Consider the following 19813-nt stretch of genomic DNA (forward strand, 5'->3'; position numbering starts at 1 on the left):
AGGGCCGCGCCGCGCGCGTCAGCGGCGGTTCAGCCCCTTGTCGACCGCGGCCGTCAGTTCGCCGTCCGCGGTGTCCCCGTCCATCGACCAGAACATCGCGCCGCCGAGCCCGTGCCGGCGGATGTAGGCCGTCTTGGCGTGCAGCACCTGCGGATCGTCGTACGTCCACAGCGTGGTGCCGTCGAAGAGCCAGGCGTGCCCGTTCCGCCGGTCCCGGTGCACCTCGTACGCACCGGAGTCGGCGAGCTTCTTGAGGGCCTTGTAGTCCTCGTACCCGGCCGCCCAGGTCGCCGGGGCGGGCCCGGTCGCCGGCTGGTTCATGCCGTCGCCCCGGCCGGTCACCCCGGTCCAGCCCTGGCCGTAGAAGGGCATGCCGACCACCAGCTTGCGGGCGGGTGCGCCGCGCCGGATCCAGTCGCGGACGGTCTGGTCGACGCTGAAGTCCCCGCGGGCGTACAGCGCGGACTGCTGGGCGGTGGTCTGCTCACCGGAGACGTGGAAGTCGTAGCCCTGGAGATTGATGAAGTCGAAGTCCCGCATGATCTTGCGGACCTCGAAGCCGGCGTCGATCTTGGCGGGCGCGGTCGGCACGAAGGCGGTGAGCTCGTAGTGCTTGCGCTTGCCGCCCGCGGCCTTCTGCTGCGACTTCGCGTAGGCGTCCAGCTGCGTGCGGAACTCGCGCACCAGCGCCGTGAAGTTCCGCTTGTCCTCCGGGCGGTACACGGTGTCGGTGTCGCCCGCGGAGCCGGGCCACTCCCAGTCCAGGTCGATGCCGTCGAAGAGACCGGCCGCCGCCCCCTCGCCGCCGCGTGCGCCGTCGACCGGCAGGTTGCCCTTGATGTACAGGTCGATGCAGGACGAGGCGAGCGCCTTGCGGGACTCGGGGGTGCGGGCGGCGTCGGAGAAGTGGGTGGACCAGCTCCAGCCGCCCAGCGAGATGAGGACCTTGAGGCCGCGGTGCTTGGCCTTGAGCTCGCGCAGCTGGTTGAAGTTGCCGGCGAGCGGCTGCTCGGCGGTGTCGGCGACGCCGTCGACCGAATCGGCGGCCGGCAGCGGCCGCGCGTAGTCCGCCCAGGCGTCGGCCTCGCCGGGGATGTTGCCCGTGAAGCACCGGCCCTCGGCGTCGACGTTGCCGAAGGCGTAGTTGATGTGGGTCAGCTTCGCGGCCTGGCCGCTGGTGTCCATGTCCTTGACCTGGAAGTCGCGGCCGTAGACGCCCCACTGGGTGAAGTAGCCGACGCGCTTGTACGACTGCTTCTGGTCGTGGCCGTGGCCGCCGTGACGGGAGTCCTGGGCGGAGGTGGCGGCAGCGGCCGGGCCGAGGGTGGCGACGAGCGAGAGCGAGCAGACGGCAACGGCCGCCCGGACAAAGGTTCTTCGACGCATCGGGCTCATTCCTGTGCGCGTACCGGAAACAGGTTCCGTGAGGGGTGTCGTGTCGTGTGCGCAGGAACGTATTGGTATGGACCATTGCGGTCAAGGGCCCTCGGAGCGCCGGACGCCCGTATCCGCGATAAACCTCTGGTCAGCAGCAAATCATCACTTCGAGTGAAACCCTGGCCCATGCTTGCGACATGCAACCGACCGTTGTCACGCTGTTGCTCTCTGTCAACCTGTTGGGAGTGGCCAGTGACCTTCGGTGAGCAGCCCGCTTATCTGCGCGTCGCGAGCGATCTCCGCGAGAAGATCGTGAACGGCTCGCTGCCGCCGCACACCCGTCTCCCCTCGCAGGCCCGCATCCGCGAGGAGTACGGCGTCTCCGACACGGTCGCCCTCGAGGCCCGCAAGGTCCTGATGGCCGAGGGCCTGGTGGAGGGCAGATCCGGCTCGGGGACCTATGTGCGCGAGCGGCCGGTGCCCCGCCGGGTCGCCCGCTCCGGCTTCCGGCCGCCGTCGGGCGCGTCCCCGTTCCGTCAGGAGCAGGCCGCGGAGGAGGCCAGGGGGACCTGGGAGTCCACCAGCGAGCAGGAGTCGGCGACGCCCGAGGTGGCCGCCCGGCTCGACATCAAGGCCGGCGACCGCGTGATGCGCACGCGCTATGTCTTCCGGGACGCGGGTGAGGCGATGATGCTCTCCACCTCCTGGGAGCCCCTCGAAGTCACCGGCCGCACCCCGGTCATGCTGCCCGAGGACGGCCCGCTCGGGGGCTGCGGCGTCGTCGAGCGGATGGCCGCCATCGACGTCGTGGTGGACAACGTGACGGAGGAGGTCGGCGCCCGCCCCGGTCTCGCGGAGGAGCTGCTCGCGCTCGGCGGCGTCCCGGGCCATGTCGTGATGGTCATCGAGCGGACGTACTACGCCTCGGGGCGCCCGGTCGAGACGGCGGACGTCGTCGTGCCCGCGGACCGCTACCGCATCGCGTACCACCTGCCCGTGAAGTGAGCCGGGGACCGGAGGCCGGGAGCTGACGGCCGCAAGCCGGCACGAGGGGGCGCATCCGGCCGGATGCGCCCCCTCTTCATGTCTCTTTGTAAAAACCCGTATCCGCTCAGTAAATGCCAGGCGTAGGCTTCCGCATATGCAGACTGCGGTTTCCTGGCGATCGTTACGGACACTCGGTTGGGCCGAGGGAGGGGTGCGATGACCGACAGTGGCGCTGTCCTGCCTTGGCTCGTCATACGGCAGGACGACAACGGCAACCGTTACCGCGTCGGCAGGTACGCCACCGAGGCCGAGGCTCAGAAGATCGCGGACTCCCTCGACGGCCGCGGCCACAAGCAGCTCTACTGGATCGAACGCGTCGGCCGGACGACCCGCTGACGGCGCCGCCGGAGCGCCGGGGCCCGTCCCGCCCGGGGGCTCGTCCGGTCGTGCTGCGGCGCGCAGTACGCTCCGCCGCATGACTGATCGTGTGGTGGTCGTGGCCGGCGCCGTGTACGAGGAAGGGCGGCTCCTCGCCGCGCGCCGCAGCGCGCCCGAGGAGCTCGCCGGACGCTGGGAGCTCCCCGGCGGCAAGCTCGAGCCGGGCGAGAGCCCCGAGCAGGCGCTGGTCCGCGAGCTGCGCGAGGAGCTGGGCATCGAGACCGAGCCGGTCGAACGCGTTCCCGGCGAGTGGCCGCTGCGGCCCGGCTATGTGCTCCAGGTGTGGACGGTCCGGCTGGTGTCCGGAGAGCCGAGCCCTCTTCAGGACCACGACGCACTGCGCTGGCTCGCGCCGGAGGAGCTGGACGCCGTCGACTGGCTCGACCAGGACCGGCCCGCGGTCGCGGCATGGGCGCGCCTGCGCCGTGAGCGGGCCGGGGGCGGCGCGCGTCATTGAGCTGTGCGCCGTTGGTGCCATGCGTGCCTCCATTGTGGTCCGGGCACGGTAATCCGGGCCGCAAAACGGGTATGTCCGTATTAACCCCCCTGAAATGGGACACGATTTCGGTGGTGATCGGGAAGTGGTCGGCGTGATCGGCACCAGAGGCGAATGCGCCGAGTGGACTTTTCCGGCCGAACCGAACGTGGTGCGCACGGCCCGTCATGCCGTCCGCGACACACTGGGTGAATGGGGACTGGACGCCGCTGTCGGAGATGTGACGGTTCTCCTGGTCAGCGAGCTGGTGACCAATTCCGAGCGCTACACCCCCGGTCCGATCACCGTCCGGCTCTTCCGGCCGGAAAGCGGAGACCCGCTGCCCGTCCTGCGGGTCGAAGTCTCCGATCCGCTGCCGGATCCCCCGGTCGAGAAGTCCGCGCGGTCGGAGGACGAAAGCGGCCGCGGCCTGCAGCTGGTTGCCTGTTCCGCCCGCCGCTGGGGCACGCGTCGCGGCAGGACGGGCAAGACCGTGTGGTTCGAGCTGGCTCTGGCTGGTTAGAAGACTTCAGGGACGACGATCACGCCTTGAGTCGGCTCAAAACGAACGAGACCTCTCTGTGATCGTGAACGCCGTGTCGGTGGGAGCCGTAGTGCTGAATACTGCGGTCATGACCGGTCCGGTGGGTGAGCTGGAGGGGACGGTCGCGTGAGCGAAATACCTGAGACGGCGAGCGATGTCGTATGGCAGAGCAGCCCGCCTGGCTCGATCTATGACTACATCAAGGTGGCTTCCTTCTCGATCGGTCACGACGGACTGGTCGACCAGTGGAGCGACCGGGCCGTGGAACTGTTCGGCATCACCGCCGACGAGGTCAGGGGCAAGGACCCGGTCGAGGTCTTCATGCCCGCGGAGCTGCGTCCGCGGGGCCACCGCCGGATCGCCGAAGTCCTCGACGGCAAGGAGTGGACGGGACTCGTCCCGTTCCGGATGCCGGGAGGCGGCCGGACGCACGGCCTCGCCGAGATCTATGTGATGCCCAGCCGGACGCTCCTGGGCGAACAGGCCGCGCTCTGCATCGTCGTCGACGTCCGGGCGCTGCGCAGGATCGAGTCCGACCTCGCCGCATCGCAGGCGATTTTCGGCCAATCTCCTTTCGGCTTCCTGCTCTTCGGCACCGATCTCACCGTGGAGCGCGCCAACCGGCGCTTCGCCACCGTCTTCGGCGGCTCCGCGGAGGACCATCGCGGCCGCACGGTCCACGACTACCTCTCCCGCCCGGAGGCCGAGCGGATGGACGCCGCCCTGCGCCGTGTCCTGGAGACCGGGGAGTCCGTCACCGACCTCCAGATCGTCGGTACGGTGCCCGGAAGCACCGACCGCAGGCACTGGTCGGTCAACCTCTACCGTGTGCACGGCGGTTCCGGCCGGCCCGTCGGCGTGGCCGGGCTCGGCACCGATGTCACACGCCGTCACATCGCCGCCCGGGAAGCCGCGAACGCCCGGCGCAACCTCGCCCTTCTCAACGAGGCGAGCGCCCGCATCGGCAACTCCCTCGACCTGGAGACGACCGCCCGCGAACTCCTCGACGTCGCCGTCCCCGGCTTCTGCGACCTCGCCTCCGTCGACCTGTACCAAGGGCTGCTGACCGGCGAGGAGGCCCCGCCCGGACAGTGGGGATCCGCGCGCTCGGAGAGCTTCGGAGGGGGCAGCGCCGAACTGCGGCGCGTCGCCTTCGCCAGCGCCGTCTCCGACGCCCCCCTGATGACCACCCCGGGCTGCGTCGCCGAGGGCAGCGCCCCCACCGCCGTCGGCGAGGTCCACCGCTACCCGTTCAACTCCCCGTGCGCCGGGGCCCTGCGCACCGCCCGCGTCCGGACGGTCCCCGGGGAGGACGGCAGCCTCGTCCAGTCGACGCTGGCCGTGCCCATGGTGGCGCACGACACCGTCGTCGGACTGGCGCAGTTCTCCCGTGCCAAGGGCAGCGAACCCTTCGGGGAGCGGGACCGGGCGCTCGCGGTCGAACTCGCCGCCCGCGCCGCCGTCTGCATCGACAACGCCCGCTTGTACCGCAGGGAGCACGAGCGCGCCCTCATCCTCCAGCGCAGCCTGCTGCCGCCCGGCGACCCCGAGGCCGCCGGACTCGACATCGCCTGCCGCTACCTCCCCGGCGCCGCCGCGACAGAGGTGGGCGGCGACTGGTTCGACGTCATCGAACTGCCCGGCCACCGCACCGCGCTGGTCGTCGGCGACGTGATGGGCCGCGGGCTGCGGGCGGCCGTCGCCATGGGTGAACTGCGCACCGCCGTACGGACGCTGGCGCTGCTGGACCTGGAACCGGCGGAAGTACTCTCCGCGCTCGACGAGATCGCCCGCGGACTCGGCAGCCCCGCCAAGTCCGGACGGCCCCCGGGCGGCGCCCAGGTCCCGTCCCGCGTCGCCCACGCCTCCCGCGAGGCCGACCTCTCCGAGGTCTACCTCGCCACCTGCGTCTACGCGGTCTACGACCCGGTCACCCGCCGCTGCACCTTCGCCAACGCCGGCCATCTGCCGCCCGTGCTCGTCGAACCGGGGGAGGAGGCGCTGCTGCTCGACGTGCCGCCCGGGATGCCGCTCGGCGTCGGCGGTGAACCCTTCGAGGAGGTGGAGGTCGAAGTGCCCGAGGGCTCCCTCCTCGCCCTCTACACCGACGGCCTGGTCGAGTCCCGCGACCACCCGCTCGACGAGGGCCTACGGGCCTTCCGCACCGCGCTCACCGATCCGGTCCGCCCGCTGGAGGACGTCTGCGACCACGTGCTCGGAGCGCTCGACACGCGGCACGGCGAGGACGACATCGCGCTGCTGATGGCCCGTATCCAGGGCCTGCCGGCCGAGGCCGTCGGCGACTGGCGCCTGCCGCGCGAGCCCCGCTCCGTCGGCCGCGCCCGTGAGCTCGCCCGCGGCCAGCTCACGGCCTGGGGCCTCGAAGCCCTGATCGACACGGTCGAACTCCTCGTCAGCGAGCTCGTCACCAACGCGCTGCGCTACGGCGAGGGCGAGATCAGACTCCGGCTCCTGCGGGACCGGACGCTGGTCTGCGAGGTCTGGGACGCGGGCCTGGTCCAGCCCCGGCGCCGCCGCGCCCGCGACACGGACGAGGGCGGCCGCGGCCTGCAACTGGTCGGCCTGCTGAGCGCGGCGTGGGGCTCGCGGCGGACGCCGCGCGGCAAGACGGTGTGGTTCGAGCTGGCGCTGCCGGACGGGGAGGGGTCGGCGGAGCCGACGGTGGAGCAGCTGCTCAGCATGTTCTGAGGGGGGAGTTCCCCTACCCGCCCCTTCCCGAACCGGGCTCTGCCCGGACCCGGGCCTCAATCGCCGGCGAGGCTGTCGCAGTCAGCCCGGCCTGGGGGTACTCCCCCTACGCCTGGCGGCGTGGGAGGTGCCCCCACCCACGGCCGCCAGGCCGTAGGGGGAGTTTGAGGCCACCGCGCGGAGCGCGGTACCGGGCCCGGGCGGAGCCCGGCCCGCCGCCCGGAGGGCGGTCACCGGGGTCCGGGGCCTGCCCCGGTCTCGGGAAGGGGAGGGTTGGGGACAAGCCCGCCGCAGGCGCCACCCGGACCCACCCCTACGCCCCCTTGAGCGCAGCGAACCTCGCCTCGATCTCCGCCGCGTCCCCCATCCCCTCCAGCTGTTCGAACTGCGCGTCCAGCGAAGACGCCGCCAGTTCCTGTTTCCCCAGCGCCCTCGCCTCCTCCCGCCGGACCTTGTCCTCGAAGCGGTGCAGCTCGCTCGTCGGGTCGAGGACGTCGACGCTCTTCACGGCGTCCATCATCCGGTTCTGCGCCTCCGCGGACTTCGCTCTCGCCACCAGCTCGTCCCGCTTCGCCTGCAACTGGCCCAGCTTCGCCCTCATCTGCTCCAGCCCCGACTTGAGCTTGTCGACGACCGCCGTCTGGGAGGCGATCGTCGGCTCCGCGGTCTTCGCCTCCTGCTCGGCCTGCACCTGTCTGCCCAGCGCCACCCTCGCCAGGTTGTCGAACCTGTCCGCCTCCGCCGGCTGCCCCGAGCCCCGCAGCTCGTCCGCCTTCCTGCTGGCGGCCAGCGCCTTCGTGCCCCATTCGCGGGCCGCCTCCACGTCCTCCTCGTGGTCCTGCTCCATGAGGCGCAGATTGCCGATGGTGCTCGCCACGGCCTGCTCCGCCGCCACGATGTTGTTCGTGTAGTCGCGGATCAGCTGGTCGAGCATCTTCTGCGGATCCTCGGCCTGGTCGAGCAACGCGTTGATGTTGGCCTTCGCCAACTGGGCCACCCGCCCGAGAACGGTCTGCTTGGTCATGCCACTGCTCCTTGGAGGATGTGAACGCCATACGGAAAGACCACACGGAAACGCCTCAGAACCGCCCTCCGCCCATCCGCCCCCGGGTGCCGCCCCCGCCGAAACTGCCGGGACCACCGCCGAACCCCCCGCCACCGAACCCGCCACGCCCCCGCCCCCCGCCCAGCACTCCGCCGAGCAGGATCCCGCCGAGCACCGCGCCCCCGAGTCCGCCTCCCGGCCTGCCCACTCCTGATACACCGCCCGGCCCGTACGGGTTCCCGAATCCGCGTACGTCGTGTTCCGCCAGGCTCTGCGCCTGCTGCGCCAGCCAGTCCGCGCGCTGCGCCTCCGCCAGCGCGGTCTGCGGATCGCCGCCCTTCGCGTCGTCGTCCCCGGCGAGCGCCTCCGCCCGTTCCAGCCGCCGCTGGGCCTCCGCCAGCCGGGTCCGGGCCTCGCTGCCGACGGCGCCGCGGTGGGTGGTGATGTAGTCGGCCGCCGCGCCGATGCCGGAGCGTGCGCCGAGCATCGCCCGCTCCAGCAGCGCCCGGGCGCGCCGCGTCCCCTGCTCCTGTTCCCGGACGCCGGCGAGGGCCTCGTCCAGCCCGGCGTCGGCCTCCTCCACCCGGCGCAGCGCGTCGATCGGGTCGTACGGACCGGCCTCCGTCGCGCCGCGCACCTCCGCGACGACCGACTCGGCGCGGGCGATCCGGCCCTGGAGCGTGGCCGTCGACGCGCCTTCCTTCGTCCCCTCGACCAGCCCGCGTGCCTCTGCCAGGTCGGCCTCCGTCTCGGTCAGCGCGCCCGGCAGCTTCCCGGCCGCTTCCGCCAGTTCCCGCGCCCGGCGGTCGACGGCCTCGATGAGCCGGGTGGCCTGGGCGACGGCCGCCTCCGCCGCCCGTACCCGTACGGCGGCCCGGCCGTTGTCGCCGGCGTCAACGGCCTCCCGGGCCCGGCCGAGGCTGCTCGTCGCGAACTCCAGCCGGTCCTTGGCCTGCTCGACGTCGTCCGCGACGGGCGCCGCCGCGGAGGGCGCGTACCGCTCGCGCATCACGCCGAGGGTGGCCTCGGCGCTGACGACGCGGCCGTCGGCGTCCCGGCGGGCGGCCTCGGCGGCGGCCAGGGCCTGCGGGGCGTTCCGTTCCAGGTCCCGCAGCCGGTCGAATTCCTCGGACTCGGCGTCCAGCCGGCGATTCGCCTCCGAGCAGCGGGCGACGATCTCCTCGAGCATCCTGCGCCGGGTGGCGTCGTCCTCGGGGTAGGCGTCGTCGAGCTGCTGACGCAGCCGGAAGGCGGCGGTCAGCTCCTGCTGCGCGTGCGCCACCGCCTCCTGGAACGGCCGTGCCGCCTCGTCCCCGAACTGCGCCGAGGCGAACCCGAGTTCCTCCTGGCTCGTACGTACGGCGTCGTCGGTGTCCACCAGCGCCTGCCGGGACTTGGCGTCCAGTTCGGGGAGCGGCGGATGCTCCGGCGCGCCCCAGCCCTCCTGGCCGCCCCGGGGAGTGGTGCGGGTGGCCGTGCGCCGCCTGCGCTTCGTGTACGCGTACGCGGCGAACGCGCCGGCGCCGCCGAGCAGCGCGATGGGCAGCACCAGGTCGCCCGCGCCCGTACCGGCGCCGCCGCCCGGGTCGGCCTCGCCGGGGGTGATGTCCACCCTCGGTACGGGCTCGCCGGCCAGCACCGCGCCGTAGCCGTCGGCGGCGCCGATCGCGGCGCCCGCCCAGTCGTTCTGCCGCAGCGCGGGCTCCACGGCCGTCGCCGCGACCTCCGCCAGCTGGGCGTCGGTCAGGCGTGAGGCGTTGTCGACCCAGTACGCGTACTGCCGGTCGCGGGTGGCGACGGCGAGCAGGGCGTCCTGCTGCCCCAGACCGTTCCTGGTGGCCGTCGCGGCGGTCCACTCCTGGGCGGAGCGCCCGGAGAAGTCGGTCACATAGACGACGAAGAGCTGCAGCCGCTGCTCGGCGTAGAGGCGGTCGAGGGCCTGGGACACCTGCGCCTCGCGGTCGCCGAGCGCGCCCACACGGTCGGTGATCTGACCCTGCCTGGAGAGGTCCAGGGGATCGTCGGCGGCGACGGTGCCGGCGGCGGGCACGACCAGCCACCAGGCCGCCGTCAGCACGGCGAGGAGGATCCGGGCGGCTGTTCGCATCACATTTTGGAGGCTAAGTCGCGCTCTGTCCCGCCGCGACCCGGCGCCGTCCGGAACCGCGGCCACCCCGTCAGCAGTCCTGCACCGCATGGAGATCAACGACGGCACAGGAACAGAGACAGGGAACGGAGCGGGAGGAAAAACGGACGGGCGGACCGCGGCTCTGCGGCGCCGCCGGCGGAGCCCGCGGCTGAAGTGGCCCAAGAGGATCGCCCTCGCCCTCGCGCTGGTCCTGCTCGTCCCGCCCGCCGCCGCGGCCGTCGCGCTGCGCGGCAGCTACGCCGGCGACCTCCAGGACGGCACCCGTACCCGCGGCAAGGACGCGATCTGGCTCGGCCACGCGTGGGTGGACGGCCGCAAGAAGGACGCGGACGTGAAGGACTTCGCGGAGCGGATCCGCGGCACCGGCATCAAGGATCTCTATGTGCACGCCGGCCCCCTGGAGCACGACGGCACGCTGCCCGCCGACCGCTACCCCCGCGCCCGGTGGTTCATCGACGCCGTGCACCGCGAGATGCCGGGCATACGGGTCCAGGCGTGGCTCGGCGACGTACTCGCCAACGACGGCCCGGACGGGCTGCGTCTCGACGACAAGAAGTCGCGCGAGGAGATTGTGGTCTCCGCCGGACAGATCCTCGACGCCGGTTTCGAGGGCGTCCACTTCGACCTCGAGCCGCTGCTCTCCGACGACCGTGACTATCTGACGCTGCTCGACGCGCTGCGCGCCCTGACGCTGGGCCGCAACGTCCAGCTGTCGATCGCCGCCCACCAGATCGACCCGCTGCCCGCCGCCCACAGCGTGAACGCGGCCGTCACGGGACGCGAGAAGTGGTGGTCGCAGGAGTTCTTCGGCGAGGTGGCGCGGCGGGTCGACCAGATCGCGGTCATGTCGTACGACACCTGGATGCCGCTGGAGTTCATGTACGGCGGCTATGTGGCGCACCAGACGGAGCTGGCGCTCGAGGTCACGCCGGAGAGCACCGATCTGCTGATGGGGCTGCCGTTCTTCCACGAGGACGACCTGGGCCACCACGAGAACGCGGAGACGGTCGCGGCCGCGGTCCGCGGCACCCGGCTGGGACTCGGGCGCACGGACCGCGACCGGAAACGCTTCGGCGTCGCGCTGTACGTGGACTTCGCGGCGGAGGAGGGCGACTGGCGGGCCTACCGCGAAGGATGGTGCTGACGCGCCGTCCCGCCGGCCGGGGGTAGGCCCGAGCGGTCAGCCCTCCCGGCGCCCGATCTTGCTGCCCAGCCACACCAGCGGGTCGTACTTGCGGTCCGCGGCCCGTTCCTTCAGCGGGATCAGCGCGTTGTCCGTGATCTTGATGCCTTCCGGGCAGACCTCCGTACAGCACTTGGTGATGTTGCAGTAGCCGAGCCCGTGGTCGTCCTGCGCCGTCGTCCTGCGGTCGATGCCGGTCTCGGCGGCGGAGTCCAGCGGATGCATGTCCAGTTCGGCCACCCGCATCAGGAAGCGCGGACCGGCGAAGGACTGCTTGTTCTCCTCGTGGTCGCGCACCACATGGCAGGTGTCCTGGCACAGGAAGCACTCGATGCACTTGCGGAACTCCTGCGACCGCTCGACATCCATCTGCTGCATCCGGTACTCACCGGCCGCCACCCCCGGGGGCGGCACGAACGACGGGATCTCCCTGGCCTTGGCGTAGTTGAAGGAGACGTCGGTGACCAGGTCCCGCACCACGGGGAAGGCGCGCAACGGGGTGACCGTGATCGTCTCCTCCCGCGAGAAGACCGACATACGGGTCATGCAGAGCAGCCGCGGCCGGCCGTTGATCTCGGCGCTGCACGATCCGCACTTGCCGGCCTTGCAGTTCCAGCGGACGGCGAGATCGGACACCTGGGTGGCCTGGAGGCGGTGGATGATGTCGAGGACGACCTCTCCCTCGTTCACCTCGACGGTGAAGTCCTCGAGGCCGCCGCCGTCCTGGTCACCCCGCCAGACCCTGAAGTGGGCTCGGTACGCACTCACTCGGTCAGCTCCTCTTCGGCGAGGTACTTGACCAGCTCTTCCTTCTCGAAGAGGGCGAGCAGGTCGGCACGGATGGGCTCTGTCGTCTTCCGTTCCAGCTGGATCCGGGCGCTCGCCGGGTCGTCGCCGGCCGTGGGGGCCAGCCGGCACACCAGGTTGGTGCGGCGCCATTCGCGCTCCATGCCGGGGAAGTCCTCGCGGGTGTGACCGCCGCGGCTCTCGGTGCGCTCCAGCGCCGCCCGTGCGATGCACTCGCTGACCAGCAGCATGTTCCGCAGGTCCAGGGAGAGGTGCCAGCCGGGGTTGAACTGCCGGTGGCCCTCGACGCCCGCGCGGATCGCCCGGACCCGCAGTTCGGCCAGCTTCTCCAGCGCCTGCTCCATCTCGCCCGCCCGGCGGATGATGCCGACCAGGTCGTTCATCGTCTGCTGGAGCTCCTGGTGCAGGGTGTACGGGTTCTCCGGGGTCCGTCCCTCCTCCGGGGCCTCCGCGCTGAACGGGCGCAGCGCCTCCGCCGCCGCCGCGTCGATCTGGGTCTCGTCGGCGACCGGGCGCGCGGGGAGCCGCTGGGCGTACTCGGCGGCGTGCAGGCCGGCGCGGCGGCCGAAGACGAGCAGGTCGGACAGGGAGTTGCCGCCGAGGCGGTTGGAGCCGTGCATCCCGCCGGCGACCTCACCGGCGGCGAACAGCCCGGGTACGCCGAGGGCGGCGGCGGTGTCGGACTCGACGGCGATGCCGCCCATCACGTAGTGGCAGGTGGGGCCGACCTCCATGGCCTCCGCCGTGATGTCCACGTCCGCCAGCTCCTTGAACTGGTGGTACATCGACGGCAGCCGGCGCCGGATGACGTCGGCCGGCATCCGGGTGGAGACGTCGAGGAACACCCCGCCGTGCGGGGAGCCGCGGCCCGCCTTGACCTCGGAGTTGATGGCCCGTGCCACCTCGTCACGGGGCAGCAGCTCGGGAGGACGGCGGTTGTTGTCCGGGTCCTCGTACCAGCGGTCGCCCTCCTCCTCCGACTGCGCGTACTTCTCCTTGAAGACGTCGGGCACGTAGTCGAACATGAACCGTTTGCCCTCGGAGTTCCGCAGCACCCCGCCGTCGCCGCGGACCGACTCGGTCACCAGGATGCCCTTCACCGACGGCGGCCAGACCATGCCCGTCGGGTGGAACTGCACGAACTCCATGTTGAGCAGCGGGGCGCCCGCCAGCAGCGCCAGGGCGTGCCCGTCGCCGGTGTACTCCCAGGAGTTGGAGGTCACCTTGAAGGACTTGCCGATGCCACCCGTCGCCACGATGACGGAAGGGGCCTCGAGGACGAAGAAGCGGCCCGTCTCCCGGTCGTAGCAGAAGACCCCGGACACCCTGCCGTCGTCCTTCAGACTGCGATCTTTCAAAACCTGGGTGACCGTGCACTCCTGGAAGACCTTGAGCCCGGCCTCGTAGTCGCCGAGTTCGCGTTTGTCCTGCTGCTGGAGCGAGACGATCTTCTGCTGGAGGGTGCGGATCAGTTCGAGCCCGGTGCGGTCGCCGACGTGGGCGAGGCGCGGGTACTCGTGGCCGCCGAAGTTGCGCTGCGAGATCCGGCCGTCCTTGGTGCGGTCGAAGAGCGCGCCCCAGGTCTCCAGCTCCCACACCCGGTCGGGCGCCTCCTGGGCGTGCAGCTCCGCCATCCGCCACTGGTTGAGGAACTTCCCGCCGCGCATGGTGTCGCGGAAGTGGACCTTCCAGCTGTCGCCCGCGTTGACGTTGCCCATGGAGGCGGCGATGCCGCCCTCGGCCATCACCGTGTGCGCCTTGCCGAACAGGGACTTGCAGATCACCGCCGTACGGGCGCCCCGCTCACGCGCCTCGATCGCGGCGCGCAGGCCCGCGCCGCCCGCCCCCACCACGACGACGTCCCACTGCTGCCGTTCGAGTTCGGTCATCGGGTCCTTCCCTCTGCAACAGCCATCTAGAACAGCCTCGGATCGTCGAAGGCGCCGGACGCGACGAGATAGACGTAGAAGTCGGCGAGCGCGACGCTGAACAGGGACGCCCACGCGAGCTGCATGTGGCGGGCGTTCAGCCTGCTGACCCAGCCCCAGAGGCGGTAGCGCACCGGATGTTTGGAGAAGTGCCGCAGCCTGCCGCCGATGATGTGCCGGCAGGAGTGGCACGACAGGGTGTACGCCCAGATCAGGACGATGTTGACCAGGAGGACGAGGGTGCCGAGACCCATGTGGCCCCACTCGTAGTTCTCGTCGCGGAAGCCCAGCACCGTGTCGTAGGTGAGGATCAGGGCGACCGGCACGGCCGCGTAGAAGAAGTACCGGTGGATGTTCTGCAGGATCAGCGGGAAGCGGGTCTCACCGGTGTACTTCTTGTGCGGCTCGGCGACGGCGCAGGCCGGGGGAGAGGCCCAGAAGCCCCGGTAGTAGGCCTTGCGGTAGTAGTAGCAGGTCAGCCGGAAACCGAGCGGGAAGATCAGGATCAGCAGCGCGGGGGACAGGCCCCACCAGCTCCCGAAGATCTCCCAGTTGGGGCCTGAGCGCATCGGTTCGCAGTTCTCCGCCAGGCAGGGCGAGTAGAACGGGGAGACGTAGGGCGCCGCGTAGTAGTGGGCGTTCGCGAAGGCGCGCCACGTCGAGTAGACGATGAAGGCGAGCAGACCGGCGGCGGTCAGGGCCGGGGCCAGCCACCAGCGGTCCGTCCGCAGATGGCGGGGGCCGATGGCGGCGCGCGTGGCCTCGTGCACGCCCGTACTGACGTGTGGTGGTTCCGTACCAGTGGCCAACGAAGGCTCCGGGTGGCGTGGGATCGGGAGTGTGGACGCGGCCGGCGGCCTCACCGGCCCGCTGCTGCGGGCCGGTCCTGCCGTCCGCGCGGGTCAGGGCGCGTGCCGGTCGCGGACTCCCAGCCCCTCGTCGTCCGAGTCCGTCCACAGGGCGTTGTCGTACGGGGCGTCGGGGATGGTGACCAGCTCGGTACGGACCGGGGCGGCCGGAGCGGCGGGCGCCGCGGCCGGGCCCGAGGCATGCAGCCGGTCGACGGTCTGCTCCAGCTGTCCGACACGTCGGACCAGCTCGTCGAGGCGGCTCTGGACCGCCGCCAGCTCTTCCTGGTGTGACATGACTTGCCCTCACTTCCGCAGGGTGCGGTGGCGTCGTTCATGCGCCTGCGAGTGTCGCGCGTCACATCCCCCCTTGTGAAGGGGACGTACGGGCATTCCCGGCGCATGAGTCGCCGGCGCGCCCCTTGTGGCCGTTGTCTCACTCCCCCCATATTCGCCCCTTGTGCCCGGATGTGGGGCGTTCCGGGTTCGCCCGCACGGGTGGCCTTGGTGGCGGCGTCGCCGTGTCTGCGTCCGGCGCGGTGCTCTGTCCACTTCAGTGAGTGGAATCGGTGTGATCATCTCTAAATTCGACGAAACAGGACGAAGAGGTACAAGCCATGTCCCAGGTCGAAGCCCTCCGAGGGCGGACATGCTCCCGAAGGCTCCGCCCCGTCGCACTGCTCGCGAGCGGAGTGCTCGTACTCCCCGTTCTCGCCGGCTGCAGCTCGGGTGACGAGCAGGACCGGGGGAAGCCCCCGGCTCAGGACATCTCGTCCGCCGACCGCGACCTCGTCGCGGACGGAGGCACGCTGCGCTGGGCCGTCGACACGGTGCCCGCCACCCTCAACACCTTCCAGGCGGACGCGGACGCCACCACGAGCCGGATCGCCGGCGCCGTGCTGCCGGCCCTCTTCGTCCTCGACGAGAACGGCCGGCCGCAGCGCAATCCGGACTATCTGGAATCGGCCGAGGTCGTCGACCGCGAGCCCAAGCAGGTCGTGCTCTACAAGCTCAACCAGCAGGCGGTGTGGAGCGACGGCCGCGAGATCGGCGCCCCCGACTTCCTGGCGCAGTGGCGCGCGCTGAGCGGAAAGGATTCTTCGTACTGGACGGCCCGCAACGCCGGGTACGACAGGATCCAGACGATCGAGCGCGGCGACAGTGACCTCGAGGTCAAGGTGACCTTCACCAAGCCCTACGCGGACTGGCCGTCCCTGTTCACACCGCTCTACCCCAAGGACGTGACGGGGACCCCGGACTCCTTCAACGACGGCGCCCGCACCAAGCTCAAGGCGACGGCCGGCCCGTTCCGGATCTCCAAGATCGACCGCAAGGCGAAAACGACGACCCTGGTGCGCAATCCCCGCTGGTGGGGGGCCCGCCCGAAGCTCGACAAGCTGGTCCTGACGGCGGTCGAGCGCGACAAGCGCGTCGCCGCGCTCGCCGCCGGGAAGATCGACCTGGCCGACATCGACCCGTCGGCGGCGGAACGTATCGCCTACGCGGTCAAGGACGCCGGCCGCGGCGGCCGCCCGCTCGCCTACGGTCCGGCCGCCGCCGCCGCCACCACCCCGTCCGCCGCGCTGAAGTCCTGGGCACTGGCCAACGGCTCCGACGAGGAGCTGGCCGAGGTCGCGCAGGAGGCCCGGAAGCGGGCGGCGGAGGCCGAGAAGAAGTACGCGAAGGAGCAGTCGGCCCTCAGCAAGTACGAGGTCCGCAAGTCGCTGGAGCCCGCCTACACCCAGCTCGCGCTCAACGGCGAGTCCGGGCCGCTCGCCGACGACCGGGTACGCCGGGCCATCGCCCGCGCGCTGAACCGCAAGGAGCTGGCCGAGGCCGTGCTCACCCCGCTCGGCCTGCCCGCGGAGCCGCCCGGCAGCCATCTGGCACTCGCCGGCCAGGCCGCCTACTCGGACAACAGCGCCGCCCTCGGGGAGCAGGACACCCAGGAGGCGCAGGCGCTGCTCGCCGACGCCGGCTGGACGCCCGACGGGCTGCGCGAGGAGCCGGCCAAGGCGGGCGGCGAGGCCGGGGACAAGAACAAGGAGAAGAACAAGGACGAGGCGGGGGAGAAGGGCAAGGACAAGACCTTTGCCGAGCCGTCCCCGGTGTCCTCCGCGAAGCTCCAGCCCGCGGAGGCGGCGTCGGAGAAGGGCGGCGAGAAGAAGACCGGGGAGAAGAAGGCCGAGGAGAAGAAGAACGTCGCCTCGGACGAGGGCCTCTACATCGTCGGCGACGACAAGCCCGCCGGCCGCGACCCCCGCACCGGCTCCCGCGCCACGCACATCCTCGCCCCGGCGCCCGCCGCGGCCGTCCAGAGCATCGCCCTGAGCCGCCAGGCCGCATCGGTCCGCGACGAGACGGCGGACGCCGCGGCCGCCGGTGAGAAGACCGGGAAGGCGGGCGCGACCGAGAAGACCGGCAAGAACGCCCAGGAGCAGGGCGGCCCGCCCGGCGCCTACGCCCCGCGCGGCACCGCGGCGCCCGACGGGGCCGCCGCGGGCGGCGCCCTCGGCAAGGACGGGAAGCCGCTCAGCCTCCGCTTCGTCCTGCCGTCCGGGACCGGCTCCGAGGTCCTGCGCACCGTCGGCGACAAGATCGCGGAGATGCTCGACCGGATCGGGGTGCGGACGGAGATCGTCAAGGTCGACGACTCAAGTTTCTTCAAGGACCACATCGCCTCGGGCGACTACGACCTGGCCCTCTACTCCTGGCCGTCCAGCCCCTACCCGGCGACCGACGCCCGGCCGATCTACGCCAAGCCGAAGCCGGCCTCCGACGGCTCGCTCCTGGTCGAGCAGAACTACACACGGGTCGGCACGGACTACATCGACCAGCTCTTCACCCAGGCCGCCGGCGAGCTCGACAAGGACGCCGCCCGCGATCTGATGCGCAGGGCCGACGCCAGGATCTGGGCCGCGGCGGGTTCCATCCCGCTCTACCAGCGCCCCGAGCTGGTCGCGGCGCGCAAGAACGTGGTCAACGCGGGAGCGTTCGGGTTCGCGGATCCCCGGTATCAGGACATCGGGTTCAAAAAGCCCGGCGCCGCCGCCAAGAATTAGGGAACAGCCCGCCAAGAAGTAGAAAACACCAGGTCACAACCTCAGAACTGGCTCAACTTCCTTGCCCGCCGGCCCTGCCGGCGGGCAAGCTCGTGCCGACGCCCCGACCCGGGCCTTCCCTGTGTGTCCCGCTCGCCCGCCGCACCGGCACGCCCCTGCCACGGCGTGATCCCCGCCTCGTTCGCCTGGGACCCGATCGTTCCGGGAGGCCCCTGTCCCGGCGGCCCCGTACCATGGGACAAGCCGTGGCGTGTCCGCCCGGCGGGCGGACGGGGGAAATCCCATCCAACGCCTGATCCCACGATCGAGAGAAGCGCCTGCACGCATGCCCACGCGCCACGACATCCGTAACGTAGCCATCGTCGCCCACGTCGACCACGGCAAGACCACGCTGGTCGACGCCATGCTCAAGCAGGCCGGCGCCTTCGCCGCGCACGCCGCCGAGCACCTCGACGACCGCATGATGGACTCGAACGACCTGGAGCGTGAGAAGGGCATCACGATCCTGGCCAAGAACACCGCCGTCAAGTACCACCCCAAGGACGGCGGGGCCCCGATCACCATCAACATCATCGACACCCCCGGCCACGCCGACTTCGGTGGCGAGGTCGAGCGCGGTCTGTCGATGGTGGACGCGGTCGTCCTTCTCGTCGACGCCTCCGAGGGCCCGCTGCCGCAGACGCGTTTCGTGCTGCGCAAGGCGCTCGCCGCGAAGATGCCGGTGATCCTCTGCATCAACAAGACGGACCGCCCCGACTCCCGGATCGCCGAGGTCGTCGACGAGACGTACGACCTGTTCCTGGACCTGGACGCGACCGAGGAGCAGATCGAGTTCCCGATCGTCTACGCCTGCGCGCGTGACGGCGTCGCCTCGCTGACCAAGCCCGAGGACGGCACCGTCCCGACGGACAGCGACAGCCTGGAGCCGTTCTTCACCACGCTGCTCGACACGGTCCCCGCGCCGGAGTACGACGAGTCCGCCCCGCTGCAGGCTCACGTCACCAACCTGGACGCCGACAACTTCCTCGGCCGTATCGCGCTGCTCCGCGTCGAGCAGGGCGAGCTGCGCAAGGGACAGACCGTCGCCTGGATCAAGCGCGACGGCACGATCTCGAACGTCCGCATCTCCGAGCTGATGATGACCGAGGCGCTCACCCGCAAGCCGGCGGAGGTCGCCGGCCCCGGTGACATCTGCGCCGTCGCCGGTATCCCGGACATCATGATCGGCGAGACCCTGGCCGACCCGGAGAACCCGATCGCGCTGCCGCTGATCACGGTCGACGAGCCCGCGATCTCGATGACCGTCGGCACCAACACCTCGCCGCTGGTCGGCCGCGGCGGCACCGGCAAGGGCGCCGACGCGAAGGCTGCGGTCAAGGACCGCAAGGTCACGGCCCGTCAGGTGAAGGACCGCCTGGAGCGCGAGCTGATCGGTAACGTGTCGCTGCGCGTGCTGGACACCGAGCGCCCCGACGCCTGGGAGGTGCAGGGCCGTGGCGAGCTGGCCCTGGCGATCCTGGTCGAGCAGATGCGCCGTGAGGGCTTCGAGCTGACCATCGGCAAGCCGCAGGTCGTCACCAAGGAGGTCGACGGCAAGGTCCACGAGCCGGTCGAGCGGATGACGATCGACGTGCCCGAGGAGCACATGGGCGCTGTGACGCAGCTCATGGGCATCCGCAAGGGCCGCATGGACAACATGTCGAACCACGGCTCCGGCTGGGTCCGCATGGAGTTCGTGGTCCCGTCCCGCGGCCTGATCGGCTTCCGTACGGAGTTCCTGACGAACACCCGCGGCACCGGCATCGCGCACTCCATCCACGAGGGCCACGAGCCGTGGTTCGGGCCGCTGCAGACCCGTAACAACGGTTCGCTGGTCGCCGACCGCTCCGGCGCCGTCACCGCGTTCGCGATGACGAACCTTCAGGAGCGCGGCGTGCTGTTCACCGAGCCCGGCACCGAGGTGTACGAGGGCATGATCGTCGGCGAGAACTCGCGCTCCGACGACATGGACGTGAACATCACCAAGGAGAAGAAGCTCACCAACATGCGGTCGTCCTCGGCCGATTCGTTCGAGGCGATCGTCCCGCCGCGCAAGCTCTCCCTGGAGCAGTCGCTGGAGTTCTGCCGCGACGACGAGTGCGTCGAGGTGACCCCGGAGGCCGTCCGCATCCGCAAGGTCGTCCTGGACCAGAAGGAGCGCGGCCGCGCGGCCTCGCGCGCCAAGCACGGCTAGGGCCGCCGAAGCCCCGGCAGAGCCGCTG

At 71.2% G+C, this 19813-nt stretch carries 15 protein-coding genes; 8 read left to right on the forward strand and 7 right to left on the reverse strand.

What is annotated here, in order from left to right:
- Nucleotides 1-18: 18 nt before the first annotated feature.
- The gene (locus ACWD01_RS06345) at nucleotides 19-1386 is read right to left on the reverse strand and encodes a glycoside hydrolase family 18 protein (protein WP_451158661.1); all 1368 of its coding nucleotides are present in this window, start codon (nucleotides 1384-1386) and stop codon (nucleotides 19-21) included.
- A gap of 243 nt (nucleotides 1387-1629) precedes the next feature.
- On the opposite strand from ACWD01_RS06345, the gene ACWD01_RS06350 reads away from it, so the two are divergent.
- The 5 genes from ACWD01_RS06350 (at nucleotide 1630) to ACWD01_RS06370 (ending at nucleotide 6530) form a co-directional block, all read left to right on the forward strand.
- Complete coding sequence (locus ACWD01_RS06350) at nucleotides 1630-2382, forward strand: GntR family transcriptional regulator (protein ID WP_451158663.1); 753 nt, start codon at nucleotides 1630-1632, stop codon at nucleotides 2380-2382.
- Between the two features lie 198 nt (nucleotides 2383-2580).
- A complete protein-coding gene (locus ACWD01_RS06355) occupies nucleotides 2581-2760 on the forward strand; it encodes an SPOR domain-containing protein (RefSeq protein WP_451158665.1) in 180 nt (59 codons plus the stop codon).
- Between the two features lie 79 nt (nucleotides 2761-2839).
- Complete coding sequence (locus tag ACWD01_RS06360) at nucleotides 2840-3259, forward strand: (deoxy)nucleoside triphosphate pyrophosphohydrolase (protein WP_451158667.1); 420 nt, start codon at nucleotides 2840-2842, stop codon at nucleotides 3257-3259.
- A 124-nt stretch (nucleotides 3260-3383) separates the two neighbouring features.
- Nucleotides 3384-3800 (forward strand): ATP-binding protein, encoded by a 417-nt coding sequence (locus ACWD01_RS06365; protein WP_451158871.1) that lies wholly within the window; start codon nucleotides 3384-3386, stop codon nucleotides 3798-3800.
- A gap of 147 nt (nucleotides 3801-3947) precedes the next feature.
- Entirely contained in the window at nucleotides 3948-6530 is a 2583-nt protein-coding gene (locus tag ACWD01_RS06370) for a SpoIIE family protein phosphatase (protein ID WP_451158669.1), read from the forward strand.
- 313 nt (nucleotides 6531-6843) lie between these two features.
- Here the strand turns inward: ACWD01_RS06370 and ACWD01_RS06375 are convergent, their stop codons facing one another.
- Both ACWD01_RS06375 and ACWD01_RS06380 read right to left on the reverse strand, forming a co-directional pair.
- Nucleotides 6844-7554, reverse strand: coding sequence for a PspA/IM30 family protein (locus tag ACWD01_RS06375; protein ID WP_451158671.1), 711 nt, complete (start codon nucleotides 7552-7554; stop codon nucleotides 6844-6846).
- 55 nt (nucleotides 7555-7609) lie between these two features.
- Nucleotides 7610-9682, reverse strand: a complete 2073-nt coding sequence (locus ACWD01_RS06380) for a TPM domain-containing protein (protein ID WP_451158873.1) — start codon at nucleotides 9680-9682, stop codon at nucleotides 7610-7612.
- Nucleotides 9683-9770: 88 nt separating this feature from the next.
- On the opposite strand from ACWD01_RS06380, the gene ACWD01_RS06385 reads away from it, so the two are divergent.
- Nucleotides 9771-10868, forward strand: a complete 1098-nt coding sequence (locus ACWD01_RS06385; RefSeq protein WP_451158673.1) for a hypothetical protein — start codon at nucleotides 9771-9773, stop codon at nucleotides 10866-10868.
- Between the two features lie 36 nt (nucleotides 10869-10904).
- Here the strand turns inward: ACWD01_RS06385 and ACWD01_RS06390 are convergent, their stop codons facing one another.
- The 4 genes from ACWD01_RS06390 to ACWD01_RS06405 form a co-directional block, all read right to left on the reverse strand.
- Nucleotides 10905-11675: a succinate dehydrogenase/fumarate reductase iron-sulfur subunit gene (locus tag ACWD01_RS06390; protein WP_451158675.1), complete on the reverse strand. Its 771-nt coding sequence runs from the start codon at nucleotides 11673-11675 to the stop codon at nucleotides 10905-10907.
- Nucleotides 11672-13603, reverse strand: coding sequence for a fumarate reductase/succinate dehydrogenase flavoprotein subunit (locus ACWD01_RS06395; RefSeq protein WP_451158677.1), 1932 nt, complete (start codon nucleotides 13601-13603; stop codon nucleotides 11672-11674). Before ACWD01_RS06395 ends, ACWD01_RS06390 begins: the two co-directional genes overlap by 4 nt.
- A gap of 26 nt (nucleotides 13604-13629) precedes the next feature.
- On the reverse strand, nucleotides 13630-14451 hold the full coding sequence (locus ACWD01_RS06400) for a hypothetical protein (protein WP_451158679.1): 822 nt from the start codon (nucleotides 14449-14451) through the stop codon (nucleotides 13630-13632).
- 93 nt (nucleotides 14452-14544) lie between these two features.
- Nucleotides 14545-14787, reverse strand: a complete 243-nt coding sequence (locus ACWD01_RS06405) for a hypothetical protein (protein ID WP_451158681.1) — start codon at nucleotides 14785-14787, stop codon at nucleotides 14545-14547.
- A 320-nt stretch (nucleotides 14788-15107) separates the two neighbouring features.
- Here ACWD01_RS06405 and ACWD01_RS06410 point away from each other — a divergent pair, with 320 nt between their 5' ends.
- Together ACWD01_RS06410 and typA are read left to right on the forward strand one after the other, a co-directional pair.
- Complete coding sequence (locus ACWD01_RS06410) at nucleotides 15108-17552, forward strand: ABC transporter substrate-binding protein (protein ID WP_451158683.1); 2445 nt, start codon at nucleotides 15108-15110, stop codon at nucleotides 17550-17552.
- A gap of 325 nt (nucleotides 17553-17877) precedes the next feature.
- Complete coding sequence (gene typA, locus ACWD01_RS06415; RefSeq protein WP_451158685.1) at nucleotides 17878-19785, forward strand: translational GTPase TypA; 1908 nt, start codon at nucleotides 17878-17880, stop codon at nucleotides 19783-19785.
- The last annotated feature ends 28 nt before the right edge of the window (nucleotides 19786-19813 follow it).

This window comes from Streptomyces sp. NPDC002835 (assembly GCF_053591995.1).